This window comes from Saccharopolyspora endophytica, from assembly GCF_018070075.1.
Lineage (GTDB): Bacteria > Actinomycetota > Actinomycetes > Mycobacteriales > Pseudonocardiaceae > Saccharopolyspora > Saccharopolyspora endophytica.
Genome location: NZ_JAGPXE010000008.1, coordinates 100,005 through 126,173, shown reverse-complemented (window position 1 = coordinate 126,173; position 26,169 = coordinate 100,005). Strand labels below are relative to the sequence as shown.

The following is a 26,169-nucleotide window of genomic DNA, read 5'->3' as shown; positions in this document are numbered from 1 at the left end:
ACCCATTCCTGGTGGCAGTGGGAAGGAGAACGGAGAACGGGCGGGATCAGAAGTAGCCTTCGCGCTTGCGGTCTTCCATGGCGGCTTCGCTGATCCTGTCGTCGGCTCGGGTGGCGCCTCGCTCAGTGAGGCGCGACGCCGCGACCTCGGCGATGACGTCGTCCACCGTGTACGCCTCGGACTCGACCGCGCCGGTGCAGGAACCGTCGCCGACCGTGCGGTAGCGCACCGTCTTGGACTCCGGGTTCTCGCCGTCGCGCGGACCGCCCCACGGGCCGGAGGTCAGCCACATGCCGTCGCGCAGGTAGACCTCGCGGCGGTGCGCGTAGTAGATCTCCGGCAGCTCGATCTTCTCCCGCTGGATGTAGCGCCAGATGTCGAGCTCGGTCCAGTTCGACAGCGGGAACACGCGCACGTGCTCACCCGGGCGGTGCCGCCCGTTGTAGAGGTTCCACAGCTCCGGGCGCTGCCGGCGCGGGTCCCACTGGCCGAAGGCGTTGCGCAGGCTGAAGATGCGCTCCTTGGCGCGGGCGCGCTCCTCGTCGCGGCGACCGCCGCCGAAGACGGCGTCGAACTTGTTGTCGCCGATGGCGTCGAGCAGCGGCTGGGTCTGCAGCGGGTTGCGGGTGCCGTCGGCGCGCTCGGCCAGCCGACCGTCGTCGATGTAGTCCTGCACCTTGGCCACCACCAGGCGCAGCTGGTGCTTCTCGACGATGTCGTCGCGGAAGTCCAGCACCTCCGGGAAGTTGTGCCCGGTGTCGACGTGCAGCAGCGAGAAGGGCACCGGCGCGGGCCAGAACGCCTTGATCGCCAGGTGCACCAGCACCGTGGAGTCCTTGCCACCGGAGAACAGGATCACCGGCCGGTCGAACTCACCGGCCACCTCGCGGAAGATGTGGATCGCCTCGGACTCCAGCGCGGCCAGGTTGTCCACCTGCGGCGGCGCGGACACCTCGGTGTCTGCTGTGGTCATTTCCCCTCCGTCGTCTCCCGGGACACCCGCACCCGGATCGAAGTCGTGCTCGTGTGCGCTGAGAACTCAGCCGTGCAATCCGCATTCGGTCTTGGAGCTGCCCGCCCAGCGCCCGCTGCGCGGGTCCGCTCCCGGCTGCGGCTTGGCGGTGCAGGGCTGGCATCCGATGGACGGATATCCCGCGGGAACCAGCGGGTTGACCAGCACGCCGTTGTCGTCGATGTAGCGCTGCATCTCCTCGTCGGACCACGCCGCCAGCGGGTTGACCTTCACCAACCCGTTGCGGTCGTCCCAGGTCAGGATCGGGGTGTTGGCGCGGGTCGGCGCCTCCACCCGGCGCACTCCGGTCACCCACGCCTCGTAGCGGGACAGCGTGTTGCGCAGCGGAACGACCTTGCGCAGGAAGCAGCAGCGCTGCGCGTCGCGCTCGTACAGGCGCGGGCCCTCGGCCTGGTCCTGCTCCGCGACGGTCTGCTCGGGGAGCGCGTTGACCATCTTCACGTCGTAGACCTGCTCGACCGCGTCGCGCGTGCCGATGGTCTCGGCGAAGTGGTAGCCGGTCTCCAGGAACAGGATCTCCACGCCGGGCATGGCCTTGGCGGCCAGGTCGACCAGCACCGCGTCCTGCATGTTGGAGGCCACGATCAGCTTGCCGTCGCCGAAGTTCTCGGCGGCCCAGCGCAGCGCCTCCTCGGCAGTGGCGTCGGCCAGCTCCGGCGCGGCCTTGTCGACCAGCGCCTTGAGCTCCTCGTCGCTGCGTCGCGATCCGATCTGCGTGGTGGTGTCGGCGGTCATCAGTCTCCGTTCCCTCCCAGAGCCAACCCGACCAGCCGGACGGTGAAGACCCGTCGGCAGGCATGGCACTTCCAGGCCCCGGCGGGCTCTTCCTCCGGGGTGAGGTCCTCGTCGCCGCAGTACGGGCAGCACTGCGGCACCGCCCGCTCGCTCATTTGAGGTCGTCTTCCTCGGCGCGGGCCACCCACTGCGCGAACCGCTCGCCCTCGTCGCGCTGGTCGAGGTAGTTGCGCACGAGCCGTTCCACGTAGGGGCCGACCTCGGTGGAGATGACCTTGTGGCCGCGGATCTTCCGGCCGAACCCGGTGTCGATGGCCAAGCCACCGCCCAGGTGCACCTGGAAGCCCTCGACCTGGTTGCCGTCGGCGTCCGGGACCATCTGGCCCTTCAGGCCGATGTCGGCGACCTGCGTGCGGGCGCAGGCGTTCGGGCAGCCGTTGAGGTTGATCGTCACCGGGTCGGTGACGCCGGCCTGCACGTCGGCGAGCCGCTTCTCCAGCTCGGAGACCAGGTCGATCGCCCGCTGCTTGGTCTCGACGATGGCGAGCTTGCAGAACTCGATGCCGGTGCAGGCCATCACGCCGCGCCGCCACGGCGACGGGTCGGCGTGCAGGCCCAGCTTCGCCAGATCCGCGGTCAGACCGTCCACTTCGGACTCGGCCACGTCGAGCACCAGCAGGTTCTGCTCGACGGTGGTGCGCACCCGCTTGGAACCGACGCGCTCGGCGGCCTTGGCGACCTCCATCAGCGTCGAACCGCTCACCCGGCCCGCGGCGCTCTTGACGCCCACGTAGTGGTTGCCGTCGACCTGCCGGTGCACGCCCAGGTGGTCGCGGTGGCCCGACGGAGTCTCCGGAGCGGGTCCGTCGATCAGCTTGCGGCCCAGGTACTCGTCCTCCAGCACCTGGCGGAACTTCTCCGCGCCCCAGTCGGCGAGCAGGTACTTGAGGCGGGCCCGGTTGCGCAGGCGGCGGTAGCCGTAGTCGCGGAAGATCTGCACGACCCCGTGCCAGACCTCGGCGGCGTCCTCCTGCGAAACCCAGGCGCCCAGCCGCACGGCCAGCTTCGGGTTGGTCGACAGACCGCCGCCGACCCACAGGTCGTAGCCCGGACCGTGCTCCGGGTGGACCACGCCGACCAGCGAGATGTCGTTGATCTCCGGGACCGTGTCCCAGCGCGGCGAACCCGAGATGGCGGTCTTGAACTTGCGCGGCAGGTTCGACAGCGACCGGTCGCCGATGTAGCGCTCGGTGATCTCGGCGATCGCCGGGGTGGCGTCGATGATCTCGTCGGCGGCGATGCCGGCCACCGGCGACCCCAGCACCACGCGCGGGCAGTCACCGCAGGCTTCGGTGGTGGACAGCCCGACGCTCTCCAGCTTCTGCCAGATCGTCGGCACGTCCTCGACGCGCACCCAGTGCAGCTGGACGTTCTGCCGGTCGGTGATGTCGGCGGTGTCGCGGGCGTAGGTCTGCGACACCTCGCCGATGACCCGCAGCTGCTCGGTGGTCAGCGCACCGCCGTCGATGCGCACCCGCATCATGAAGTAGCGGTCGTCGAGGTCTTCGGGCTCGATCGTGCCGGTGCGCGCACCGGGGATGCCGGGCGCGCGCTGGGTGTACAGGCCCCACCAGCGGAAGCGGCCTCGCAGGTCACCCGGGTCGATGGCGTCGAAACCCCGGTGGGCGTAGATGTTCTCGATCCGCTCGCGCACGTTGAGCGGGTTGTCGTCCTTCTTGGAGCGCTCGTTGGCGTTGAGCGGTTCGCGGTAACCGAGCGCCCACTGGCCCTCGCCGCGGGTCTTGCGCTTGCGGGCGGGACGAGCAGGCGATTCCGTGGGGGGAGCCATGTCCGCGACCTCCGGGACTTCCAGGCGCGAAGCCTCCGCGTGGAAGTACCGTCGGCGTGACGGCTCTCACTCCTCGGAGGCCCGGCGCCGACTGAACAAGACAAAAAGACGGCGGGGGATCAGACCTTGCCGAGGCAGAGCGCGCTGGCCACCCGCCGCAGGTCAACGTACCTGCGGGCGACCAGGAGAAGCTTTGGCAGAGTCGCACCCACGTCGCGCAGCGTGCCACGCGTGAACCGGCGGAACCAACCCCATCCGCATGGTGAGACAGTGGAAGCGTGCCTGCTCAACCCCCTACCGGCGAACCGGCCCCGGCCGACGGGAGCCTCCCCGAATCGGCCCTGACCGGGCTGGGTTCGCGCCCCTTCGGCGTCTACGTCCACGTGCCGTTCTGCGCCACCCGCTGCGGGTACTGCGACTTCAACACCTACACCGCCGATGAGCTGGGATCTTCGGCGAGCTTCGGCAGTTGGCTGGACGGTCTGCGGGCCGAGCTGGAACTGGGCGCGAAGGTCCTCTCCGCGGGCCCCGCGCCGGCCGCTGAGACCGTCTTCGTGGGAGGCGGAACCCCCTCGCTGCTGGGGGCCGAACGGCTCGGCGCGGTCGTCGATGCGATCCGGGACACATTCGGCCTGGCAACCGGGGCTGAGGTGACGACCGAGTCCAACCCGGAGTCGACCTCCCCGGAGTTCTTCGAACGGATTCGAAAATCCGGTTTCACGCGCGTGTCCCTCGGCATGCAATCGGCCGCCGAGCACGTGCTGCGCGTGCTGGAGCGCACCCACACGCCGGGGCGTGCCGTGGCCGCCGCCCGCGAAGCCCGCGCCGCCGGGTTCGAGCACGTCAACCTGGACCTGATCTACGGCACGCCGGGGGAGCGCGAGCAGGACCTGCGCGACTCGCTGGACGCCGTGCTGGAAGCGGGCGTGGATCACGTCTCGGCGTACTCGCTGATCGTGGAGGACGGCACTGCCATGGCCCGCAAGGTCCGCCGCGGCGAGCTGCCGATGCCCGACGAGGACGTCCTCGCCGACCGCTACGAGCTCATCGACGCCAAGCTGGCCGAGGCCGGTCTGCACTGGTACGAGGTCTCCAACTGGGCGAGCGACGCCGACGCCGAGTGCCGCCACAACCTCGGCTACTGGCAGGGCGGCGACTGGTGGGGCGCGGGCCCGGGCGCGCACAGCCACGTCGGCGGGGTCCGCTGGTGGAACGTCAAGCACCCCGCCCGCTACGCGGCCACCCTCGCCGAGGGCGGCTCCCCGGCGCAGGCCCGCGAACTGCTCACCGCCGAGGACCAGCGCATCGAGCGCGTCATGCTCGAACTCCGCGTCCGCAGCGGCCTGTCGGTGCGGACCCTCGACGCCGCGGGCCGCCGCGCCGCCGACCAGGCCGTCGCCGACGGCCTGCTGGAGCCCGACGCCCTCGCCGACGGCCGCTGCGTCCTCACCGACCGCGGCCGCCTGCTGGCCGACGCGGTCGTCCAAGACCTCCTCGCCTGACATCTGCCGGTATCACGCGGTATCATGCGGTTATGGCGATGACACTGCGGTTGACAGACGAGGAAGCCGAGGCTCTCCGTCAAGCGGCGGAGGACGAGCACCGGTCGATGCAGGACGTTGCGCGCCAAGCCATTCGTGAGTACACGGCCCGGCGCGAGGTCTCGTTCGCGGAGGCTGTCGACTTCGTGGTTCAGCGAGACGCAGAGCTGATCGAGAGGTTGGGCCAGTAGGTGACCAGGTTTCCCTCCATCGATGACCTGGTCCTCGCCGCGACGCGCGCTCTGGGGCATCAACCGGAGGTCAGAGACTGGGGTTTGCTGCAGGGCGCGCTCGCACGCGCACAGGCAACCGTCTTCGGGAAGGACGCCTATCCGACGGTGCACGACAAAGCAGCGGCCTTGTTGCATTCGCTCGTCCGCAACCGCGCGTTGGTGGACGGCAACAAGCGGCTCGGGTGGGTCGGCGCCTTCGGTTTCTACTGGATCAACGGAGTCCTCCTGACTGCTCCGACGGTTGATGACGGTGAGAAGTTCGTGGTGGCCATCGCCTCCGGCGAGCTGGATGTTCCGGAAATCGCGGGGACGTTGCGCGCTTGGACGACTCCGCGGCTGAGCCAGTAGCCGTTGGGCCTCAAGCTGCCGCGCGCCCGTCGGGTGGGAGCTGCGGCTCTCGGTTCTGGGGGACGAACACCGTAAACTCGATGGGGGTGCCCAGAGCCCCGAGCTTCGGGTGCGCGGATTGGTGTGGGCCCGTGTTACCGCGAGATCCGCTGGGCAGGCTGTTGAGGAGGTGCGCGGGTGAACGCGGATGAACGCCGCTTCGAGGTCCTGCGGGCGATCGTGGCCGACTTCGTGTCGTCCAAGGAGCCGGTCGGGTCGAAGGCGTTGGTCGACCGCCACAACCTCGGTGTGTCCAGCGCCACCGTGCGCAACGACATGGCCGCGCTGGAGGAGGACGGCTTCATCGTCCAGCCCCACACCAGCGCCGGACGTGTGCCCACCGACAAGGGCTACCGGTTGTTCGTCGACCGGTTGCACGAGGTCAAGCCGCTGACGGGTCCCGAACGCCGCGCCATCCGCAACTTCCTGGACGGCGCTCTGGACCTCGACGACGTGATGCGCCGGAGCGTGCGGCTGCTCGCGCAGCTCACCCAGCAGGTCGCCGTCGTCCAGTACCCGACGCTGACCCGGTCCACCGTCCGGCACGTCGAGGTGGTCACGATCACCCCAGCGAGGCTGATGCTGGTGCTGATCACCAACACCGGCCGCGTCGACCAGCGCATGGTCGACCTCGGCGACGTCATCACCGACGACGACGTGGCCAGGCTGCGGACCGTGCTCAACTCGGCGATGGCCGAGAAGCGGCTCGCCGACGCCTCCGCCGCCGTGGCCGAACTGCCCGACCAGGCCCCGCCGGAACTGCGCGACGTGCTCATCCGGGTCTGCGGCGTGCTCATCGAGTCGCTCGTGGAGCACCCGGAGGAGCGGATGGTGCTCGGCGGCACGCCCAACCTCACCCGCAACGTCGCCGACTTCCCGAACTCGCTGCGCCAGGTCCTCGAAGCCCTGGAGGAGCAGGTGGTGGTGCTCAAGCTGCTCGCCGCCGCCCGCGATTCGAGTACCGTCCGGGTCAGCATCGGGGCGGAGAACGAAGCGTTGGAGATGCAGACGACCTCGGTGATTTCCACCGGATACGGTTCGGATGGCATGGTCTTGGGCGGTCTGGGCGTTGTCGGCCCGACCCGCATGGACTACCCCGGAACGATGGCGGCGGTCCGTGCCGTGGCCGCGTACGTGGGTGAGATCCTGGACGGCCGGTGAGGTTCGCACCGGCATGACCGGCATTCACTCGACTTAATCGAGCAGAGGAAGTACGGAGAAGGTGGCCAGGGACTACTACGCGACCCTCGGAATTTCCCAGGACGCGACACCCGAGCAGATCAAGCGCGCATACCGCAAACTCGCCCGGGAACTGCACCCCGACGTCAATCCGGACGAGGCGGCTCAGGAGCGGTTCGCGGAGGTGACCACCGCCTACGAGGTGCTCTCCGATCCGAAGAAGCGCCAGGTCGTGGACCTCGGCGGGGACCCGCTGGGCAACGGCGGCGGCGCCGGTGGCGGCATGGGCGGCGATCCGTTCGCCGGCTTCGGCGGCCTCGGCGACATCATGGACGCCTTCTTCGGCGGCGGAGGCGGCGGCGGTGGCCGAGGCCCGCGCAGCCGCGTGCAGCCCGGTTCCGACGCCCTGCTGCGCCTGGAGCTGACGCTGGAGGAGTGCGCCAGCGGCGTCAACCGCGACATCACCGTGGACACCGCGGTGCTCTGCGACGTCTGCGACGGCGGCGGTTCGAAGGCCGGCAGCGCGCCCTCGACCTGCGACACCTGCGGTGGTCGCGGCGAGGTGCAGTCGGTGCAGCGGTCCTTCCTGGGCCAGGTCATGACGTCCCGCCCTTGCCCGGTCTGCCGCGGCTTCGGCGAGGTCATCACCGACCCCTGCCAGCAGTGCTCCGGTGACGGCCGGGTCCGCGCGCGGCGCACCATCACCGTCAAGATCCCGGCGGGCGTCGGCGACGGCATGCGCGTCCGGCTCGCCGGCGAGGGCGAGGTCGGCCCCGGCGGTGGCCCGGCGGGCGACCTGTTCGTCGAGGTCGAGGAGCAGCCGCACGACCGGTTCACCCGCGACGGCGCCGACCTGCACTGCAACGTCGAACTGCCGATGACGGCGGCGGCGCTGGGCACGGTGCTGCTGCTGGAGACGCTGGACGGTTCGCACGAGGAGATCGCGGTCGAGGCGGGCACCCAGCCCGGCACCGAGCACGTGATCACCGGACGCGGACTGCCCAAGCTGCGCTCCAACGGCAAGGTCAGCGGCCACGGCGACCTGCACATCCACCTGGACGTCGTGGTTCCGACGAACCTCGACGACACCCAGTCGGAGATGCTGCGCGACCTGGCCAAGCTGCGCGGCGAGGAGCAGCCCGAGCCGACGGTGACCGCCAACGGCAACGGCAGGCAGGGGCTGTTCTCGCGGTTCCGCTCCTTCGGGCACCGCTGAGGCAGCCCGTGTCGCTGCCGGTCTTCTCGGTGGAGCGGTTGCCCGCGGGCGGATCCACCACGCTGGACGGTCCCGAGGGCAAGCACGCCGCCACCGTGCGCCGCCTGCGCGTCGGCGAAGAGCTGCTGCTCTCCGACGCGCAGGGCGGCATGGCGCGCTGCGTCGTCGAGGCCGCCGAACGCGATTCGCTGCGGTTGGCGGTGTCGGAGACCTGGCACGAGCCGCAGCCGGAGCTGCGGGTCCGGGTGGTCCAGGCGCTGGTCAAGGGCGATCGCGGCGAGCTCGCCGTCGAACTGGCCACCGAGGCCGGGGTCGACGCGGTCGTGCCGTGGCGCGCGTCCCGCTGCGTGGCCAAGTGGGACGACGGACCGCGCGGCGCCAAGGCCCTGGCCCGCTGGCGCAGCACCGCCGCGGCGGCGGCCAAGCAGGCCCGCCGGGCCTGGACGCCCGAGGTCACCGAGCCGGTCAGCACCAAGCAGCTCGCCGCGCTCATCGCCGAGGCCGACGCCGCGCTGGTCCTGCACGAGTCGGCGACCGGCCCGCTGACCTCCGCCGATCTGCCGGCTTCGGGTGAGGTCCTGCTGGTGGTGGGCCCGGAGGGCGGCATCACCGACGACGAGCTCGCCGCCCTGGGCGACGCCGGAGCGCAGGTCACACGCCTGGGGCACACGGTCCTGCGGGCCTCGACCGCCGCCGCCGTGGCGCTGGGCGCGCTGGGGGCTGTGACCACCCGCTGGTCCTGACACCTCGGGTGACCAAGATCGAGAACTTCCCCGTTTGCGTAGCGCGATCGGCTGACGCGGGGATACGCTCGGTGGCTGCGAGAGTGCGACGGGCAACGTCGTCACCGGTGTCGCACGGACATCGGGTTCTCCGCACTCGCCGGACACCTCCCCCCTTGGTCCGGCGAGAGCTGCGCCGCAAGTGGAGCACTCCCCCCAGCCCCGGTTGCGGCGCAGCACCTCGCAGACGACGTGACGCGTCACTTCCGCCCGCGGACCGAACATCGACTTCGGCTAGCCTTCGGGGCATGAGCGAGGAGAAGGAGCTGTTCCTGCGCATCATCGCGCGGGAGATCCCGGCCGACATCGTGCGGGAGAACGAGCGGGTCATCGCGATCCGCGACATCAACCCGCAGGCCCCGACGCACGTGCTGGTCATCCCCAAGGAGCGGTACCGCAACGCCGCCGAGCTGGCCGCCGCCGACCCGGCGCTGCTGAGCGAGCTGATCACCACCGCGCACGAGATCGCCGAGGCCGAGGGAATCTCCGAGCCCGGTTACCGGTTGTTGTTCAACACCAACGCCGACGCGGGCCAGACCATCTTCCACGTGCACCTGCACCTGCTCGGCGGGGAATGGCTCGGCGGCATGACCGGCGGTCCGCTCAAGGGCTGACCGGCGGGTTCCGGGGGAGCACGTCGGCAACTCGGTTGCTCCCTTGGACTACCATCGGTGCCAGGGAGAACTGACCGAACGACCCGCGCGCAACGCGCAGAAGGTAGGCCCGAACTACGTGGCCGGTATCGCAGCGGGTGGCGCCGCCGCCCAGCCCGGAGAGCAGCCGGAGACCGCAACGGCTCAGTCCAAGGTGAACATCCCCGACGACGTCGTGCTGACGCTGGTGGGCAGCCGGGACGAGAACCTGCGGGTCGTCGAGGACCTGCTCACCGCCGACGTCCATGTCCGGGGCAACGAGGTGACTCTCTCCGGGGAGCCTGCCGAGGTCGCGTTCGCGGAACGGGTGTTCGCCGAGCTCATCGCTCTCATCGGCAAGGGCAGCCAGCTCAATCCCGACATCGTCCGCCGCAGCGTGGGGATGCTCTCGGCCGACCACAACGAGTCGCCCGCCGACGTGCTCAGCCTGGACATCGTGTCCCGGCGCGGTCGGACCATCCGCCCCAAGACGCTCAACCAGAAGCGCTACGTCGACGCCATCGACAACCACACCGTGGTGTTCGGCATCGGCCCCGCCGGTACCGGCAAGACGTACCTGGCGATGGCCAAGGCCGTGCAGGCGTTGCAGGCCAAGCGGGTCAACCGGATCATCCTGACGCGCCCGGCCGTCGAGGCCGGTGAGCGGCTGGGCTTCCTGCCCGGCACCCTCTACGAGAAGATCGACCCCTACCTGCGGCCGCTGTACGACGCGCTGCACGACATGGTCGATCCGGAGTCGGTGCCGCGCCTGACCTCGGCGGGGACGATCGAGATCGCCCCGCTGGCCTTCATGCGCGGGCGCACGCTCAACGATTCCTTCATCATCCTGGACGAGGCGCAGAACACCACGCCCGAGCAGATGAAGATGTTCCTGACCCGCTTGGGCTTCGGTTCCAAGATCGTGGTCACCGGCGACGTCACCCAGATCGACCTGCCCGGGGGCCAGCGCAGCGGCCTGAAGATGGTGCAGAACATCCTGGACGACGTCGACGACGTGCACTTCTCCCAGCTGGACAGCCACGACGTGGTGCGGCACCGGCTGGTCACCGACATCGTCAACGCCTACGACCGCTGGCACGCGATCAACGACGCCGACCAGCACGACGAACGGCGCAACGGCCAGCGACGAGGACGAGCATGACCATCGAGATCGCCAACGAATCCGGCGTCGCGGTGCCCGAGGAGACGATCGTCTCCGTGGCCCGCTTCGCGCTCGACAAGATGAGCGTCAGCCAGCTCGCCGAGCTGTCCATCGTGCTGGTGGACCTCGACGTGATGTCCGACCTGCACGAGCGGTGGATGGACCTGCCCGGTCCCACCGACGTGATGTCCTTCCCGATGGACGAGTACGACTCGGCCCGCCGCCCCGACTCGGCCGGTTCCGGCCCGGCGCTGCTCGGCGACATCGTGCTGTGCCCCGCCTTCGCCAAGGACCAGGCGAAGAAGGCCGGTCACAGCACGCTCGACGAGCTGCACCTGCTGACCGTGCACGGCGTCCTGCACCTGCTCGGCTACGACCACGCCGAGCCGGAGGAGGAGCGCGAGATGTTCGGGCTGCAGAACCGCATCCTGGCCGAGTACCGCGAGGCGCGTGACGAGGCCGAGCGGGCGCAGGCCCAGCGCAGCGCGGACGACAAGGTCCTGGGCGCGGTCGGGCTGGACGACGAGCCGGGCGCCGGCCCGGCTCCTGCGAACTAGGGGAGTGGAGTTGGCCGGTTCCACCGCGTTCTTGGTGCTCGCGGTGCTGCTGGTGCTCGCGGCCGGGGTGTTCGCCGCCTCCGAGGCGGCCATCACCGTGGCCTCCCACGCGCGCGCCGAAGACCTGGCCCGGCAGGGCCGCACCGGCGCCAAGCAGCTCGTCCTGCTGCTCGGCGACCGGCCCAGGCACGTCAACCTGCTGCTCCTGCTCCGGCTCGCCTGCGAGATGGGCGCGACCGTGCTGGTCACGGTGGTGGCGCTGCGGGTCGCGGAGTCGGAGGCCTGGGCGCTGGTCGTCGCGGTGCTGATCATGCTGGTCGCCTCGTACGTGCTGGTCGGCGTCGGACCGCGCACGCTCGGCAGGCAGCACCCGTACGGCATCGGTCTGAAGATCGCGGTGCCGGTCCGCGTGATGGCCCGACTGCTCAACCCGTTGACCCGGCTGCTGATCCTGATCGGCAACATGATCACGCCCGGCAAGGGCTTCCGCGAGGGACCGTTCTCCACCGAGGTGGAGCTGCGCGAGCTGGTCGACCTGGCCGGGGAGCGCGGCGTGGTGGCCGCCGGCGAGCGGGAGATGATCCACTCGGTCTTCGAGCTCGGCGACACCCTCGCGCGCGAGGTGATGGTGCCGCGCACCGAGATCATCTGGATCGAGCAGACCAAGTCCGCCCGTCAGGCGCTGGCGCTATGCCTGCGCTCGGGCTTCTCCCGGATCCCGGTGATCGGTGACAGCGTCGACGACATCGTCGGCCTGGTCACGCTCAAGGACCTCACCCGCATCGTGCTGGAGACCACCGACGCCGCAGGGCCGGCGGTGGTGGAGCTGATGCGGCCCGCGACCTTCGTGCCCGACACCAAGCGGCTCGACGAGCTGCTGCGCGAGATGCAGATCTCGCGCGGTCACCTCGCCATCGCGGTCGACGAGTACGGCGGCACCGCCGGGCTGCTGACCATCGAGGACATCGTGGAGGAGATCGTCGGCGAGATCACCGACGAGTCCGACCGCGAGGAGCACCGCCCGGTCGAGCACCTGGAGGACGGCACCGTCCGGGTGAGCTCCCGGCTCCCGGTCGAGGACCTGGGCGAGCTGTTCGACGTCGAGCTCGACGACTCCGACGTGGAGACCGTGGGCGGTCTGCTGGCGCAACGGCTGGGCCGGGTGCCGCTGCCGGGCGCCGAGACCGAGGTCGCCGGCCTTCGGCTGCGCGCCGAGGGCGGCAAGGACCACCGGGGCCGGATCCGCATCAACGCGCTGCTGGTCCACCGGGTGAACACCGATCAAGCACCGCTGCGCGGTGCCGACCAGGAGGGAAGCAACAGCCGTGGCTGAGCACGTCGAGAAGGCGGCACCGCAGGAGCTCGACCCGGAGGACGCCAAGATCGTCACGCTCGCGCGTTCCTCCCGCGCCCGCAACGGCGCCGCCGAAGGCGCGGCGGTCCGCGACACCGACGGCCGCACCTACGCGGCCACCACGGTGGACCTGTCGTCCCTGAAGCTCACGGCCCTGCAGGCCGCGGTGGCCGCAGCGGTCTCCAGCGGCGCCGAGGGTCTGGAAGCCGCCGCGGTCGTCACCGACGCGGACACCCTGGACCACGCTTCGGTCGCCGCTGCCCACGACCTCACCAAGAACACCCCCATCCTCCGGGCCAACGCCCAGGGCGAACCCCAAGCCCTCATCGCCGACTGACCGGATTTCAGTTGAAATCGGGACCCCGATTCCAGTGGAACTCCGGGTCCCGATTTCCACTGAAGTCCCCTCCCGGACTTCCACTGAAATCTGGTCCCGGGTTTCCACTGAAATCCGATCTCCGAGTTCCACTGAAATCCGATCTCCGAGTTCCACTGAAGTCCGGTCACCGAGTTCCACTGAAGTCCGGTCGTCCGCGGTGCGGCGGGGTGGGGACCGGGTCGTGTGGTGGGTGGTGAGCAGGTGGGGACGGGGGACCGTCACAATGGGGCGGTGACCTCCGAAGATGCCCACCGTTCCGGATTCGCCTGCTTCGTCGGCCGGCCCAACGCCGGCAAGTCGACGCTGACGAATCGCCTGGTCGGAACGAAGGTGGCGATCACCTCCAGCAAGCCCCAGACGACGCGGCACGCGATCCGCGGCATCGTGCACCGCCCCGACGCCCAGCTGATCATCGTCGACACCCCCGGCCTGCACCGCCCGCGCACCCTGCTCGGCCGCAGGCTCAACGACCTGGTCTACGAGACCTGGTCCGAAGTGGACGTCGTCGGTTTCTGCGTGCCCGCCGACGAGAAGGTCGGTCCCGGTGACCGCTTCATCGCCGAGCAGCTCAAGAAGGTCTCCCGCCGCACCCCCGTCGTCGGGGTCGTCACCAAGGCCGACCTGGTGCCCAAGCAGCAGGTCGCCGAGCAGCTGCTGGCGCTGCAGGAGGTGATGGACTTCGCCGAGCTCATCCCGGTGTCGGCGAAGGACTCCTTCCAGGTCGACGAGCTCTCCGACGTGCTGGTCTCGCAGCTGCCGGAAGGCCCGCAGCTGTACCCGGACGGCGAGCTGACCGACGAGCCGGAGACGACGCTGATCGCCGAGCTGATCCGCGAAGCCGCGCTGGAGGGCGTGCGCGACGAGCTGCCGCACTCGCTGGCGGTCACCGTCGAGGAGATGAACCCGCGCGAGGGCCGCGACGACCTGATCGACGTGCACGCGCTGATCTACGTCGAGCGCTCCAGCCAGAAGGCCATCGTCATCGGCCGCGGCGGAGAGCGGTTGCGCACGGTCGGCTCCCAAGCGCGCAGGCACATCCAGGCGCTGCTGGGCAGCAAGATCTACCTCGATCTGCACGTCAAGATCGCCAAGGACTGGCAGCGCGATCCCAAGCAGCTGCGCAAACTGGGGTTCTGATCACTTTTTCCAGCCGGCTTTTTCGGAACCGCCCACGACGCATGCACGTCTGAGCTACGTTTCCGGTCGGCCTCGCAGCGGGCCGGAGACTCCCCGAAAAACCTGGAAAAAGGACTTCTGTCGTGAACTACCCCTACGGCGGCCCGCCGTCCGGTCCGCAGCAGCCCTACGGCGGCCCGCCCTCGGGCCCGCAGCCGCAGCAGCCCTTCGGTCCGCCGTCGGGCCCCCAGCCGCAGCAGCCCTACCCGCCGCAGCAGGGCTACCCGCAGCAGTACCCGCCGCAGCCCTACGGCGCGCCGGGCGCGCACCCGGCCGGTCAGCTCGCCGAGTGGGGAACCCGAGTGCTGGGCTACCTGATCGACGGCGCGATCCCGGGGGCCGCCTACGTGATCCTCTACATCGTGATGATGAGCGTCATCGCGGGCACCGCGAGCTCCGGCAGCGAGAGCGGGATGCAGACGGTGGGCATCATCGTGCTCATCGTGGGCTTGCTGGCCTACCTCGCGCTCGCGGCGTTCACCATCTGGAACCTCTGCTACCGGCGCGGTACCACCGGTCAGACGCTCGGGCAGAAGGTCGCCAAGATCAAGACGGTCAGCGAGGCGACCGGCCAGCCGATCGGCTTCGGCAACGCCTTCCTGCGCCAGATCTGCCACATCGTGGACTCCGCGATCTGCGGTCTGCCCATCGGCTGGCTCGCCCCGCTGTGGGACGAGAAGAAGCAGACCTGGGCGGACAAGATCGTCAAGACCGTCGTGGTCGTGGTCCCGCCGGAGCAGCAGGCCCCGCAGGCGCCCGGCTACGGCCAGCCCCCGCAGCCGGGCTACGGCCAGCCGCAGCAGTGGTGACCCTTGACTGACGTCGATGCCGGTGCGGGACGACCCGCACCGGCATCGTTGTTCTTCCACCGGATGCGCCTGCCCGGCGCGACGGTGCTAGCGGGCTGCGCGGGCGCCGCGCTCGTGCTGGCCGCCGACCCCACCTCGGACTCCGGCCTCCCGCTGCCGCCGTGCCCGATCAAGCTCCTGACCGGCTTCGACTGCCCGGGCTGCGGCGGCACCCGGATGCTGTTCAGCCTCCTGCACGGCGACCTCCTCGCGGCGCTGCACTTCAACGCTCTCGCCGTGCTGCTCCTGCCGCTGCTGGCCTGGGCCTGGACGGCGTGGGTCGCCGGTCGTCTCGGCCGCAGCCTGCCGACGTGGACCCGTTGGCGCTGGTCACCGCAGGTCCTGCTGGCGGTGGTCGTGGTCTGGGTCGTGGTCCGCAACGCCGTCCCCGCGTTGCGCCTCTAGGGACAACTCGCCTGCTCGTCACCCCGAAGTGCGAAAATGGAGGGGTGAGCCTCTACCGGGATACCGCGGTCGTGCTGCGGGTGCAGAAGCTGGGTGAGGCGGATCGGATCATCACGCTGCTGACCCGGCGGTACGGCAAGGTGCGCGCGGTCGCCAAGGGCGTGCGCCGGACGACCTCCCGCTTCGGCGCCAGGGTCGAGCCGTTCTGCCACGTCGACGTGCAGCTCTACACCGGTCGCACGCTCGACGTCATCACCCAGGTGCAGACCGTCGACGCCTTCGGCGTGCAGATCGTCGAGGACTACCAGCGCTACACCGCGGCCTGCGCGGTGCTGGAGACCGTCGACCGGCTTGCCGCCGAGGAGGGCGAGCCGGTGCTGCGCCTGTACCTGCTGGCCGTCGGGGCGCTGCGCGCCCTGTCCGGGCGGGACCGCGATTCCTCGCAGGTGCTCGACGCGTTCCTGCTGCGCGCGATGTCCTTCGCCGGTTGGTCTCCCGCGCTGACCGAGTGCGCCCGCTGCGGCCAGGGCGGTCCGCACGCCGCGTTCAACGTGCAGGCCGGTGGCGCGGTGTGCGCGACGTGCAGGCCCGCCGGTTCGGTCCGGCCCTCCGCCCTGACCTTGCCGCTGATGGAGGCGCTGCTGCACGGTGACTGGGACACCGCCGAGGCCGCCACCGGCCCGGTTCGCCGGGAGGCCAGCGGCTTGGTCGCCGCGCACCTGCAGTGGTACATGGAGCGGCAGTTGCGGTCGTTGCCGTTGGTGGAGCGGACCGTGCCCGAGCTGATCCGCGAACGCGCTTCGGAAGCGGCGCTGGTCGGAGCCGCGGACGGGGAGAGCGGGCAGCCGCTGAACTGAGGATCGAGCTCGGCGGGGACAATGGCCGCGCACGTCGAGCACGCCGAAGGAGAACCTGGATATGTTGCGACGCCGCGGGCGAGGCAAGGACGACCTGACCGTTCGGGCACCTGAGCCGCACTCCTCGGGGGCCAAGCCGCCGGCGTTGCCGCCGGAGTTCGTGCCCAACCACGTCGCGGTGGTGATGGACGGCAACGGTCGCTGGGCCAACGAGCGCGGGTTGCCGCGCGTCGAGGGCCACAAGCGCGGCGAGGCGGTGGTGCTGGAGCTGGCCAAGGGCGCCATCGAGCTCGGCGTGAAGTGGCTTTCGCTGTACGCGTTCTCCACGGAGAACTGGAAGCGCAGCCCGGACGAGGTGCGCTTCCTGATGGGCTTCAACCGGGACGTGATCGCTCGCCGCGTCGACGAGCTCGACGAGATGGGCGTGCGGGTGCGCTGGTCGGGCCGCAAGCCGAAGCTGTGGCGCAGCGTGGTCAACACCCTGCAGGCGGCCGAGGTTCGAACCGCTGGCAACGAAGTCCTCAACCTGACGATGTGCGTGAACTACGGTGGTCGGGCGGAGGTCGGCGACGCCGCGCGGGAGATCGCGCGACTGGCGGCCGCCGGGAAGATCAACCCGGAACGGGTGGACGAGCGCACGATCGCCAAGTACACCTACCAGCCGGAGATGCCGGACGTGGACCTGTTCATCCGGCCGTCGGGTGAGCAGCGGACGTCGAACTTCCTGCTCTGGCAGTCCGCCTACGCCGAGATGGTCTTCCAGGACACGCTGTTCCCCGACGTCGATCGCACGCACTTCTGGCAGGCGTGCGAGCAGTACGCGCGCCGGGACCGCCGATTCGGCGGTGCAATCGATCGGTCGGCGACAGCCACGTCGGCCCAGGAGGGCTAATTGATGACCCAAGAGGCCGCTACCACCGCGCGGTTGATGACCGCGGCCAAGGAAGCGCTCGAGAACTACCACGACGTGCACGTCGACGACGACGGCGCGCTGACGTTCAGGCACTCCGAGGTGCCGTGCGCGGTTCAGGCCATGCAGCTGGCCGAGGGCCTGACCGTGCTGAGCCTGACCTGCGTGGTCGCGTGGGACCTGCCCGCGGGTGACGAGCTGGCGCAGTCCGTCGCCGAACGCGCTGGCCAGGGGCTGTTCGGCACGCTCGGCGTCGTGCGCACCGAGCGGGGCGTGGACGTGACGCTGCGGTACGCGTTCCCGGCGGAGGGCATGGAGCCGTCGCCGCTGGGCACCCTGCTGATGCTGGTGGTCGCCACGGCGTCGCAGCTGCGCTCGGAACTCCTCGCGGAGTCCGAGGGCACGGTCTGACCCTTCGGCCCGAGCGGAAGCACCCGCGCGGGTGATGCCGTGGTGTGTCGGAACCCCGGGTGAACTGGGGTTTCGTCACATCGGGCACCGAGCCCGCCACGATGCTCCTGCGGCACTGGCACGATTGCGCCCGTGACCGAGATCGCCGAGCAACCGCGGACGCGCCGTCCCGTGATCACCTCGCTGGAGGTGATGTGCGGGCTGCTCGTGCTGGCCGTGATCTTCCAGCCTCAGCTGGCCGCGGTCCTGGACGTGCCCGCGCTGCGCACCGGATCGACCGTGTTCGTCGCCGTGTGCGTGCAGGCGATGCCGTTCCTGGTGTTCGGCGTGCTGGTCAGCGGCCTGATCGCGGCGTTCGTGCCACCGCGCGTGCTGCACCGCGCCCTGCCGGTGAGAACGGGAGCGGCGGTGCCGGTCGCCGGGCTCGCCGGCGTGGCGCTGCCCGGCTGCGAGTGCGCCTCGGTGCCGGTGGCGCGGAGGCTGATGCAGCAGGGCGTCGCCCCGGCCGCCGCGCTCGCGTTCCTGCTGGCCGCACCGGCGGTGAACCCGGTCGTCCTGGTCTCCACGGCGGTGGCGTTCCCCGCCGACCCGTGGATGGTGCCCGCCCGCTTCCTCGGCTCGCTGCTGACCGCCTGCGTGATGGGCTGGCTGTGGGCCAAGCTCGGCCGCGCCGAGTGGCTGGCCGAGCGCGCGCTGCGCCGCGTCGAGGCGCACCAGGCCGAGGGCAGCAGGTGGGCGGTGTTCGCCGAGTCCGCGCGGCACGACCTGGTGGAGGCCGGCGGGTTCCTGGTCCTCGGCGGGCTGACCTCGGCGGTGTTCAACGTCCTGGTGCCCGCCGCGTGGCTGGAGACGCTGGGCGGTCAGATCGTGCTCGGCGTGCTGGTCATGGCGGTGCTGGCCGTGGTGCTGGCGCTGTGCAGCGAGGCCGACGCGTTCGTGGTCGCCTCCATGCCCGGCCTGCCGCTGCTGCCGAAGCTGGTGTTCCTGGTGGTCGGTCCGGCGGTGGACCTGAAGCTGATCGCGCTGCAGTCCGGCGCCTTCGGCCGCCGCTTCGCCGCCCGCTTCGCTCCGGCGACGTTCCTGGTCGCGATCGGATGCGCGTGCGTCGTGGGCGCCGCGCTGCTGGGAGGTGCGTGATGCGACGGGAGAGCCAGAACGTCCTGCTGGTGCTGCTCGGCGGCGCGCTGCTGAAGATCTCGCTGACCGGCGACTACCTGCGCTACGTCAAACCCTCGTTGCAGCCGTGGCTGATCGTCGCCGGACTGGTGATGATCGGGCTCGCCGGGTTCGCCATCGTCCGCGACATCCGCGCCGGGCAGGCCGCCGACCAGCACGAGCACGGCAGCCGAAGCCCCTGGATGCTGCTGCTGCCGGTGTTCGCGATCTTCCTGATCGCCCCGCCCGCGCTCGGCTCGGACTCGGTCACCCGCGACCGCGCGGCAGGCGCACCGGCGGCCCCCAGCCAGGCCCGGTTCCCTCCGCTGCCACCCGGCGAGGCACCGATGCTGAGGATGTCGGAGTTCCTGACCCGCGTGGTCTGGGACGACACCGGCGAGCTCAACCACCGCACCGTCCGCCTGCAGGGATTCGTCGTCCACCCGACGCCGGAGACCACCCAGCTGGCCAGGATGCGGATCAGCTGCTGCGCGGCCGACGCCACCGCGGTCAAGATCGACCTCGCCAGTCCGCGGGCCGAGGGGCTCCCGGCCGACACCTGGGTCGAGATCACCGGCCGCCTCCGCCCAGGCACGGCCACCGAAGCCAACGACTACGTCCCGACAGTCGACCCGCTCACGATCCAGCAGATCCCCGCCCCATCGGACACATACGAATACTGAGGGGGCGCGAGAAAGCGACGGAGTCGCTTTCTCCTTCACCACCCTCGCAGCCGGCACCGCCGCGGGTTCTCAGCGGTTCGCTGGTGAGGACGCCGCGACGCCGTGTATCGGCATACATCAGGAGTGGCGCCCGGAGCCAGCGGGCCGCTGAGGTTCCGCTACCCGCACCGCCAAGCAGAACGAGCAGATCAGAGCCCTAGAGACCCTTGGCCGTGCAGGCGGGGCAGGTGCCGACGATCTCGACGGTGTGGCTGACGTCGGAGAAGCCGTGCTCCTGGCCGATGCGCTCGGCCCAGTTCTCCACCGGCGGGTCGGCGACCTCGACGGTGCGACCGCAGTGGCGGCACAGCAGGTGATGGTGGTGGTGGCTCGAACAGCGCCGGTAGACGGCCTCGCCGGAGCCGGTGCGCAGCACGTCGACCTCGCCGGCGTCGGCGAGCGTCTGCAGCGTTCGGTACACGGTCGTCAGACCGATGCCCTCGCCCTGTCGCCGCAGCTCCTCGTGCAGCTCCTGGGCCGAGCGGAAGTCGTTGACGTGGTCGAGCAACTGCGACACCGCAGCCCGCTGCTTGGTGGCGCGCAGTCCCGGTACGCCTACGGTGGGCTCCTGGCCGGTGGTCACGCTGTCTCCGTCTCCTGTCCGCCGTCGTCTGCGTGGTCGCCCGTCCGTGCGCGGGCGGTCTCCTCGGCGTGCGTCGCCGCATCCACCACGATATGCGCCAAGTGCTCGTCGACCAGCCGGTACATGACCTCCCGGCCGTGTCGCTCGCCGAACACCACGCCCGCCGACTTCAGCACCCGCAGGTGCTGGCTGATCAGCGGCTGCGCCACGCCCAGCGCGTCGACCAGCTCGTGCACGCACCGCTCCGACGTGCGCAGCTGCAGCACGATCGCGATGCGCACCGGCGCGGCCAGCGCGCGCAGCAGCTCGCCCGCGTCGTGCAGGACCCGCTGGTCGCGCACCGGCACCGGCCGCACGTCGCGGTCCGGCGAGTGGACGTGGTCCTCCGGCCGGTCCGGACGCGGAGCGCTGCTCTGGCCGGGGGCCACGCCATGACGTTCCACGCGGACCATCCTACGGGTAGCAGGTGCGCGCCCCGATCGGTCGATACCGGTGCGGTCACCCGCCGCGAGCGGACGGCCCCGCAGCGCTCACGGCCCGGCCGGGATGCGGAGCCCGCGTCATCGGTACGCTGGGAAACTCCAGCTCGAACGGCTGGTTCGATGGTTTCCAGTGAAATTTCCGGAGTGAACGTGCCCGCCGACCAGATCGACACGATCGTCAGTCTCTGCAAACGCCGCGGATTCGTCTTCCCGTCCGGCGAGATCTACGGCGGTACCCGGTCGGCCTGGGACTACGGACCGCTCGGCGTCGAGCTCAAGGACAACATCAAGCGCCAGTGGTGGAAGCACATGGTGCAGGGCCGCGACGACGTCGTCGGCCTGGACTCCTCGGTGGTCCTGCCCCGCCAGGTGTGGGAGGCATCCGGCCACGTCGGCGCCTTCCACGACCCGCTGGTGGAGTGCACCTCCTGCCACCGCCGCTTCCGCGCCGACCAGCTCGCCGAGGAGTACACCGAGCGCACCGGCAAGGAGGTCAGCGAGGACGACCTCACCGACGTCCCGTGCCCGAACTGCGGCAACCGCGGCCAGTACACCGAGCCGCGCGAGTTCAACATGATGCTCAAGACCTTCCTGGGACCGGTGGAGTCCGAGGAGGGCATGCACTACCTGCGGCCCGAGACCGCCCAGGGCATCTTCGTCAACTTCGCCAACGTGATGACCACCGCGCGCAAGAAGCCGCCGTTCGGCATCGGCCAGATCGGCAAGAGCTTCCGCAACGAGATCACGCCCGGCAACTTCATCTTCCGGACCCGCGAGTTCGAGCAGATGGAGATGGAGTTCTTCGTCGAGCCCGGCGAGGACGAGCAGTGGCACCAGTACTGGATCGACCAGCGGATGAGCTGGTACACCGGGCTGGGAATCGACGCCGACAACCTCCGGGAGTTCGAGCACCCGAAGGAGAAGCTGTCGCACTACGCCAAGCGGACCGTGGACATCGAGTACCGGTTCCGCTTCGGCGGTCAGGAGTGGGGCGAGCTGGAAGGCATCGCCAACCGCACCGACTTCGACCTCACCACGCACTCCAACCACTCGGGCGTCGACCTGACCTACTTCGACCAGGCCAGCAACTCCCGCTACCGGCCGTACGTGATCGAGCCGGCGGCAGGCGTGGGACGTCCGATGATGGCGTTCCTGATCGACGCCTACACCGAGGACGAGGCGCCCAACGCCAAGGGCGGAGTCGACAAGCGCGTCGTGCTCAAGCTGGACCGCCGCCTGGCCCCGGTGAAGGCCGCGGTGCTGCCGCTGTCGCGCAACGCCGAGCTCTCGCCCAAGGCCCGCGACGTGGCGGCGACGCTGCGCCGCAACTGGAACGTCGACTTCGACGACGCCGGTGCGATCGGCCGCCGCTACCGGCGGCAGGACGAGATCGGCACGCCGTTCTGTGTGACGGTCGACTTCGACACCCTGTCCGATCACGCCGTGACGGTGCGCGAACGGGACACGATGAGCCAGGAGCGCGTGGCCATCGACAAGCTGGAGGAGTACCTGGGAGCCCGGCTGATCGGCTGCTGAGCCCGATGTGGAACTCCGGAGCACCAGGTCGGTTTCGCTGCGGGCCCGGCCCGCTCGCGGCCGGTGGGGGATCTGCGAAGATGCCCCGGTGAGCGCACATCATCCCGCCCACCGGTCTCGTACCGGTCGCATCCTCTCGCGCGCCTTGGCCGGCGCGCTGCTGGTGGCGATCCTGGTGGTCGGCGGTACCGCGATCCGCGTGTGGCAGGTGGCCCGCGCGGACGACCGGCAGCCGGTGGACATCGTGGTGGTGCTGGGTGCCGCGCAGTACCACGGCAAACCGTCGGACATCCTCGAAGCCAGGCTGGAGCAGGCCCTCGGCCTCTACGAGGACGGGCTCACCGACTACATCGTCACCGTCGGCGGCCGCAAGGCCGGTGACGCCTACACCGAGGCGCAGGCCGGTAAGAACTGGCTGGTGGAGAACGGCGTTCCGCGCGACAAGATCGTCGACGTCGACGTCGGCAGCGACACCCTCGGCAGCATGCAGGCGGTGTCGGACCTGGCCGATCAGCGCCGCTGGGACAGCGCGCTGATCGTCAGCGACCCGTGGCACTCGCTGCGGGCTCGGACCATGGCCAACGACATGGGCCTCGACGCGTGGGCCTCCCCGGCCCGCTCGGGCCCGGTCGTGCAGACGCGCGAGATCCAGATGAAGTACATCGTCCGCGAGACGGGCGCCCTGCTCTTCTACCGGCTCACCCACGCCCCAGCAGAACTCAACGGCGACGGCCTCGGGTGAGCGTTGTACCCGTGGTCCTTCTGCGTGGCGGTGCGGGTGGCGGAACCTGAGGCGGCCCTCCTGCTCCGGGCGCGCCGACTCATGTATGCCCAATACACAGCGTCGACACGTCCTCGCAGGAGAACCGCCTCAGAACCCGCGGCGGTGCGGGCTGAGTCCCACACCTGAGGCAGCGGCTCTCGCCGCACACGAGCTCCCAGTTGACCTCGTTGTCGGGGTTGTGGCGTGGAAATGTCATGTTCGGGGCTTAGCCTCACTGCGATGAGCTCGAAACTGGCCGGGTACGGCGAGCACGACCTCCAGCGGCTGCACCCCGAAGCGCCGAAGGAGGCCGCGTCGTCGCATCCGGACGACCGCACCCCGTTCGCGCGCGACCGCGCTCGCGTGCTGCACTCCGCCGCGTTGCGCCGGCTGGCGGGCAAGACGCAGGTGATGGGGCCGAACGAGGGCGCCGACGTGCCGCGAACCCGGTTGACGCACTCGCTGGAGGTCGCGCAGATCGGGCGGGGCATCGCCGGTGCGCTGGGAGCCGACCCCGATCTGGTGGACACCGCCGGTCTCGCCCACGACATCGGGCACCCGCCGTTCGGGCACAACGGTGAGCGCGCGCTCAACGAGCTGGCGGCCGGGCACGGCGGGTTCGAGGGCAACGCGCAGACGCTGCGGATCCTCACCAGGCTGGAGCCGAAGGTCACCGATTCCGGCGAGGTCGGCCGCGGCCTGAACCTGACCCGCGCTTGCCTGGACGCGGCGACGAAGTACCCGTGGCGCAAGCGCGCCGGTGAGATCAAGTTCGGCGCCTACGACGACGACCTGGAGGTCTTCGAGTGGCTGCGCGACGGCTCGCCGGATCACCGGCGCTGCCTGGAGGCGCAGATCATGGACTGGGCCGACGACGTGGCCTACTCGGTGCACGACGTCGAGGACGCGGTGATCTCCGGGCGGATCTCGTTGCGGGCGCTGACCGATCCGCAGGAGCGAGCCCAGATCGCGAAGCTGGCGGACGACCGGTTCCTGCGCAGCGGCGAGACCGCGCTGCTGGAGCAGGCGGCCGAGGAGCTGGTGCGCTGGCCGGTGGTGGCCGCGATCCTTGACTACGACGGGACGCTCTCGGCGCAGGTCGCGTTGAAGCGGCTGACCAGCGAGCTCGTCGGCCGGTTCGTGGCCGCGGCGGTCGGCGGCACGGTGGCGCGCTTCGGGCCCGGGCTGACCCGCTACCGCGCGGACCTGGTGCTGCCGGAGAAGGCCGTCGCCGAGGTGACGGTGCTCAAGGCGATGGCGGTGCGCTACGTGCTGCACGACGGCGATCGGCGGCGCATGCAGGCCAGGCAGCGGGAGCGGCTGGCCGAGCTCGTGGAGGCGCTGAGCGAGAGCGCACCGGCTTCACTCGATCCGGTGATGCGCGATGCCTGGATGCGAGCTTCGGACGATTCATCCCGATATCGGGTGGTTCTCGACCAGGTCGCATCGCTGACGGATGCGCAGGCTGTGATCTGGCATGAACGCCATGTACACAGCGTGTCCAAACCATTGTGACGTTAATCCGAATGGGGGTGAATGGATCTCGGATCGTCGGGGACAATCCTCACCCAGAGTGTCGACCGGCAGTTCTGTTGGCGGCATGTGCCCTGATCCCCGTACCGCGCGGCATCCCGAGCCGAGCGGCGGCGGCCCGTCGTTCCCCCGACGCCGGGCCGCGAGGAGACCCCGAATGCGCAACCGGCACTACATCCAGAAGCTCGTCGTCGGAGGCGAGCCGTACGTCAACGCGGACAACCTGGCCGACTGGATCAAAGATCTTCGCTGGCAGGACCCCGCGGGCCAGCGAGCCGCCGAGTACATCGCCCAGGAGCTCCGCCTCATGGGCCTGAGCGACATCGAGGAATCGCTCCGCTGACCTCCCGCTCCTGCCGGTCGGTTCGCTCGGGCAGCGGAACCTGACACGCCTCCTGGGCTCCGTTCGCCGTTGCTGTTGCAGGCGCGGAGCGCTCACCAGAAGGCGTGTCAGCACCCGCGGGTGCACCGACCGGCAGCGGAACGGGAAATCCGGCTGGAAGCCGGCAGCGTTCGCGGACGGGTCCGCGCGCCGCGCTCTGGCAGACTCGGGATCAAGCCCGAGTCTCCTCGACGCGGAACGGAGCCCTGCGGACGTGAACCATCACCTCGACTTCGCCCTGGCACTGCACCAGAAGCTCGCTCCGCCGCCGACCAAGACCTTCTGCTGGTCGCCGTACTCGGTGAGCAGCGCCCTCGGGCTGGCGGCCACCGCGACCGGTGGCAACACCAGGGAAGAGCTCGTCGCCGCGCTGCGCGAGGAGCCGGCGAACCTGCTGGAACTGCTGGGCTCGGCCGCGGAGCTCGCGGCGGCTTCGGGTGAGCAGCCGGTGCTGGCGGTCGCCAACACCCTCTGGGCGCACGCGGACCTGCCGATCGAGGAGTCCTACCGGCTGGCGCTCAAGGACTGGCCCGGCAGCGCGGTGCGCAACGCGCCGTTCCAGGACGACCCGGAAGCGGCCCGCGAGCTGATCAACGCCGACGTCGCCGAGACGACCCGCGACCTCATCCCGGAGCTGCTGCCGACCGGCGCGGTCCACCCGCAAACCGTCGCGGCCCTGGTCAACGCCCTCTACCTGAAGGTCTCCTGGCGCGAGGCGTTCGAGAAGACCAAGACCACCCAGCGCCTGTTCCACGCCCCCGACGGCGACCGCGACGTGCCCACCATGACGGCCGGGCGCACCCTCGGCCACGCCGCCACCGACGGCTGGCAGGCGATCGGGCTCCCGGCCGCCGGGGGAGTGGAAGCGGTCGTCCTGCTCCCCGACGGCGACCTGGCCACCGCCGAAGCCGGGCTCACCACCGAGCGCCTGACCGGTCTGCTCGGCGCGCTGGAGCAGCGCAAGGTCGAGCTGTTCCTGCCGCGCTTCAAGGTCTCCGGCGGAGCGGAGCTCACCGAACCGCTCGGCGAGCTGGGCGTGCGGGACCTGTTCACCCCGGCCGCCGACTTCACCCCGCTGACCGACCGGTCGCTGCGCGTCTCGGAGGTGCTGCACGAGTCGGTGCTCGACGTCGACGAAGCGGGACTGGAAGGCGCTGCGGCGACCGCGATGATGATGCGGCTGACCGCCATCGCCCGGGAACCCGAACCGGTGCGGGTCGAGGTGGACCGCCCGTTCCTGTTCCTGGTGCGCCACCGCGACAGCGGCGCGCTCTACTTCCTGGCCCGCATCACCGATCCGAGTTGAGCTGTCACGCTCCGGCGCCCTGTCTCGTCACTCCGGTGACGAACCCCGAAAACCGGGGTGG

The 26,169-nt window shown here is 70.3% G+C and carries 31 protein-coding genes; 24 read left to right on the top strand and 7 right to left on the bottom strand.

Translation table 11 applies throughout. The features are described from left to right. Window positions 1–46: 46 nt before the first annotated feature. The 5 genes from cysD to KBO27_RS34810 form a co-directional block, all read right to left on the bottom strand. A complete protein-coding gene (gene cysD, locus KBO27_RS19460; RefSeq protein ID WP_132679451.1) occupies window positions 47–973 on the bottom strand; it encodes a sulfate adenylyltransferase subunit CysD in 927 nt (308 codons plus the stop codon). A 66-nt stretch (window positions 974–1,039) separates the two neighbouring features. Beyond that, entirely contained in the window at window positions 1,040–1,768 is a 729-nt protein-coding gene (locus KBO27_RS19455) for a phosphoadenylyl-sulfate reductase (protein ID WP_210971327.1), read from the bottom strand. Further along, on the bottom strand, window positions 1,768–1,923 hold the full coding sequence (locus tag KBO27_RS19450) for an Insertion element protein (RefSeq protein WP_132621128.1): 156 nt from the start codon (window positions 1,921–1,923) through the stop codon (window positions 1,768–1,770). The genes KBO27_RS19455 and KBO27_RS19450 overlap by 1 nt, the downstream gene beginning before the upstream one ends. Next, window positions 1,920–3,617: a nitrite/sulfite reductase gene (locus tag KBO27_RS19445; protein WP_210971326.1), complete on the bottom strand. Its 1,698-nt coding sequence runs from the start codon at window positions 3,615–3,617 to the stop codon at window positions 1,920–1,922. Before KBO27_RS19445 ends, KBO27_RS19450 begins: the two co-directional genes overlap by 4 nt. Before the next feature lie 119 nt (window positions 3,618–3,736). Beyond that, on the bottom strand, window positions 3,737–3,829 hold the full coding sequence (locus KBO27_RS34810; protein ID WP_363863310.1) for a putative leader peptide: 93 nt from the start codon (window positions 3,827–3,829) through the stop codon (window positions 3,737–3,739). Window positions 3,830–3,895: 66 nt separating this feature from the next. Here KBO27_RS34810 and hemW point away from each other — a divergent pair, with 66 nt between their 5' ends. The 19 genes from hemW (at window position 3,896) to KBO27_RS19350 (ending at window position 19,484) form a co-directional block, all read left to right on the top strand. Then, complete coding sequence (gene hemW / locus KBO27_RS19440; protein ID WP_210971325.1) at window positions 3,896–5,119, top strand: radical SAM family heme chaperone HemW; 1,224 nt, start codon at window positions 3,896–3,898, stop codon at window positions 5,117–5,119. A gap of 32 nt (window positions 5,120–5,151) precedes the next feature. Beyond that, on the top strand, window positions 5,152–5,349 hold the full coding sequence (locus tag KBO27_RS19435; RefSeq protein ID WP_132679444.1) for a ribbon-helix-helix protein, CopG family: 198 nt from the start codon (window positions 5,152–5,154) through the stop codon (window positions 5,347–5,349). Next, the gene (locus tag KBO27_RS19430) at window positions 5,350–5,739 is read left to right on the top strand and encodes a type II toxin-antitoxin system death-on-curing family toxin (protein WP_210971324.1); all 390 of its coding nucleotides are present in this window, start codon (window positions 5,350–5,352) and stop codon (window positions 5,737–5,739) included. It abuts the gene before it with no gap. 177 nt (window positions 5,740–5,916) lie between these two features. Then, window positions 5,917–6,939 (top strand): heat-inducible transcriptional repressor HrcA, encoded by a 1,023-nt coding sequence (hrcA, locus tag KBO27_RS19425; protein ID WP_132679440.1) that lies wholly within the window; start codon window positions 5,917–5,919, stop codon window positions 6,937–6,939. A gap of 61 nt (window positions 6,940–7,000) precedes the next feature. After that, window positions 7,001–8,173, top strand: a complete 1,173-nt coding sequence (gene dnaJ / locus KBO27_RS19420) for a molecular chaperone DnaJ (RefSeq protein WP_210971323.1) — start codon at window positions 7,001–7,003, stop codon at window positions 8,171–8,173. 8 nt (window positions 8,174–8,181) lie between these two features. Beyond that, window positions 8,182–8,916: a 16S rRNA (uracil(1498)-N(3))-methyltransferase gene (locus tag KBO27_RS19415; protein ID WP_210971322.1), complete on the top strand. Its 735-nt coding sequence runs from the start codon at window positions 8,182–8,184 to the stop codon at window positions 8,914–8,916. 287 nt (window positions 8,917–9,203) lie between these two features. Then, on the top strand, window positions 9,204–9,569 hold the full coding sequence (locus KBO27_RS19410; RefSeq protein WP_132680828.1) for a histidine triad nucleotide-binding protein: 366 nt from the start codon (window positions 9,204–9,206) through the stop codon (window positions 9,567–9,569). 118 nt (window positions 9,570–9,687) lie between these two features. Beyond that, a complete protein-coding gene (locus KBO27_RS19405; protein WP_210971477.1) occupies window positions 9,688–10,749 on the top strand; it encodes a PhoH family protein in 1,062 nt (353 codons plus the stop codon). Further along, window positions 10,746–11,306: an rRNA maturation RNase YbeY gene (gene ybeY, locus KBO27_RS19400; RefSeq protein WP_210971321.1), complete on the top strand. Its 561-nt coding sequence runs from the start codon at window positions 10,746–10,748 to the stop codon at window positions 11,304–11,306. The genes KBO27_RS19405 and ybeY overlap by 4 nt, the downstream gene beginning before the upstream one ends. 10 nt (window positions 11,307–11,316) lie before the next feature. Continuing rightward, window positions 11,317–12,639, top strand: coding sequence for a hemolysin family protein (locus KBO27_RS19395; protein ID WP_210971320.1), 1,323 nt, complete (start codon window positions 11,317–11,319; stop codon window positions 12,637–12,639). After that, entirely contained in the window at window positions 12,632–12,997 is a 366-nt protein-coding gene (locus KBO27_RS19390) for a cytidine deaminase-like protein (protein ID WP_210971319.1), read from the top strand. Before KBO27_RS19395 ends, KBO27_RS19390 begins: the two co-directional genes overlap by 8 nt. Before the next feature lie 273 nt (window positions 12,998–13,270). Beyond that, window positions 13,271–14,176 carry a GTPase Era gene (gene era / locus KBO27_RS19385; RefSeq protein ID WP_210971318.1) on the top strand — a complete coding sequence of 302 codons (906 nt, stop codon included), beginning with the start codon at window positions 13,271–13,273 and terminating at the stop codon, window positions 14,174–14,176. A 122-nt stretch (window positions 14,177–14,298) separates the two neighbouring features. After that, window positions 14,299–15,024: an RDD family protein gene (locus tag KBO27_RS19380; protein ID WP_210971317.1), complete on the top strand. Its 726-nt coding sequence runs from the start codon at window positions 14,299–14,301 to the stop codon at window positions 15,022–15,024. A gap of 3 nt (window positions 15,025–15,027) precedes the next feature. After that, on the top strand, window positions 15,028–15,468 hold the full coding sequence (locus KBO27_RS19375) for a DUF2752 domain-containing protein (protein WP_246537593.1): 441 nt from the start codon (window positions 15,028–15,030) through the stop codon (window positions 15,466–15,468). A gap of 44 nt (window positions 15,469–15,512) precedes the next feature. Beyond that, window positions 15,513–16,325, top strand: a complete 813-nt coding sequence (gene recO, locus KBO27_RS19370) for a DNA repair protein RecO (protein WP_132679132.1) — start codon at window positions 15,513–15,515, stop codon at window positions 16,323–16,325. Window positions 16,326–16,386: 61 nt separating this feature from the next. Then, window positions 16,387–17,217 carry an isoprenyl transferase gene (locus tag KBO27_RS19365; RefSeq protein ID WP_210971316.1) on the top strand — a complete coding sequence of 277 codons (831 nt, stop codon included), beginning with the start codon at window positions 16,387–16,389 and terminating at the stop codon, window positions 17,215–17,217. Window positions 17,218–17,220: 3 nt separating this feature from the next. Further along, window positions 17,221–17,646 (top strand): hypothetical protein, encoded by a 426-nt coding sequence (locus KBO27_RS19360; protein WP_132621155.1) that lies wholly within the window; start codon window positions 17,221–17,223, stop codon window positions 17,644–17,646. 192 nt (window positions 17,647–17,838) lie between these two features. Further along, window positions 17,839–18,783: a permease gene (locus KBO27_RS19355; protein WP_132679164.1), complete on the top strand. Its 945-nt coding sequence runs from the start codon at window positions 17,839–17,841 to the stop codon at window positions 18,781–18,783. Next, window positions 18,783–19,484: a TIGR03943 family putative permease subunit gene (locus KBO27_RS19350; protein WP_210971315.1), complete on the top strand. Its 702-nt coding sequence runs from the start codon at window positions 18,783–18,785 to the stop codon at window positions 19,482–19,484. Before KBO27_RS19355 ends, KBO27_RS19350 begins: the two co-directional genes overlap by 1 nt. Window positions 19,485–19,680: 196 nt before the next feature. Here the strand turns inward: KBO27_RS19350 and KBO27_RS19345 are convergent, their stop codons facing one another. Beyond that, the gene (locus KBO27_RS19345) at window positions 19,681–20,106 is read right to left on the bottom strand and encodes a Fur family transcriptional regulator (protein ID WP_210971314.1); all 426 of its coding nucleotides are present in this window, start codon (window positions 20,104–20,106) and stop codon (window positions 19,681–19,683) included. Then, a complete protein-coding gene (locus KBO27_RS19340; RefSeq protein WP_210971313.1) occupies window positions 20,103–20,558 on the bottom strand; it encodes an ArsR/SmtB family transcription factor in 456 nt (151 codons plus the stop codon). Before KBO27_RS19340 ends, KBO27_RS19345 begins: the two co-directional genes overlap by 4 nt. A 180-nt stretch (window positions 20,559–20,738) precedes the next feature. On the opposite strand from KBO27_RS19340, the gene KBO27_RS19335 reads away from it, so the two are divergent. The 5 genes from KBO27_RS19335 to KBO27_RS19315 all read left to right on the top strand — a co-directional run bounded on the left by KBO27_RS19335 (window position 20,739) and on the right by KBO27_RS19315 (window position 26,108). Continuing rightward, window positions 20,739–22,124, top strand: a complete 1,386-nt coding sequence (locus KBO27_RS19335; RefSeq protein ID WP_210971312.1) for a glycine--tRNA ligase — start codon at window positions 20,739–20,741, stop codon at window positions 22,122–22,124. A gap of 88 nt (window positions 22,125–22,212) precedes the next feature. Further along, complete coding sequence (locus KBO27_RS19330) at window positions 22,213–22,866, top strand: YdcF family protein (RefSeq protein ID WP_307870496.1); 654 nt, start codon at window positions 22,213–22,215, stop codon at window positions 22,864–22,866. A 261-nt stretch (window positions 22,867–23,127) separates the two neighbouring features. Next, complete coding sequence (locus KBO27_RS19325) at window positions 23,128–24,402, top strand: deoxyguanosinetriphosphate triphosphohydrolase (protein ID WP_210971311.1); 1,275 nt, start codon at window positions 23,128–23,130, stop codon at window positions 24,400–24,402. A 175-nt stretch (window positions 24,403–24,577) separates the two neighbouring features. Further along, a complete protein-coding gene (locus tag KBO27_RS19320; RefSeq protein WP_093420954.1) occupies window positions 24,578–24,763 on the top strand; it encodes a hypothetical protein in 186 nt (61 codons plus the stop codon). Window positions 24,764–25,016: 253 nt separating this feature from the next. Beyond that, on the top strand, window positions 25,017–26,108 hold the full coding sequence (locus KBO27_RS19315) for a serpin family protein (protein WP_210971310.1): 1,092 nt from the start codon (window positions 25,017–25,019) through the stop codon (window positions 26,106–26,108). Window positions 26,109–26,169: the final 61 nt, after the last annotated feature.